The organism is Chryseobacterium sp. SIMBA_038 (assembly GCF_046535115.1).
Taxonomy (GTDB): domain Bacteria; phylum Bacteroidota; class Bacteroidia; order Flavobacteriales; family Weeksellaceae; genus Chryseobacterium.
In genome coordinates this window covers 1-277 of the sequence record NZ_JAWRXH010000127.1, presented here as the reverse complement: position 1 = coordinate 277, position 277 = coordinate 1, and the positions used below count along the sequence as shown (strand labels likewise).

Below are 277 nucleotides of genomic sequence, written 5' to 3'. Positions count from 1 at the left end.
CCGTTTCTCTCGTGTTTTTAGGTCCTCTAAATGATCCTTCCAGCGACTCTCAAGAATGCCTGGTTTGTCGTAGTCGAAAAAATCAATCGTCGCAACCGCAAGTCCTTGTTGTCGGTCTTTTGGTCTTTCAAAAATTAGATGAACTCCGTCGCGCTCCCACTCTAGCTCCGTTAAAGCCCGAATCGCGGCCACGTCGCCGGGATCTGCTTGAATAAAAGACCTGATAATTGGCCGTACTACTTCTGGAATATCAGACTCACTCCCCTCATACCGTTCC

At 48.4% G+C, this 277-nt stretch carries 1 protein-coding gene; it reads right to left on the bottom strand.

The features are described from left to right. The coding region (locus SB689_RS22975) for a hypothetical protein (RefSeq protein ID WP_410694375.1) at positions 1 to 277 on the bottom strand (277 nt) is incomplete at both ends.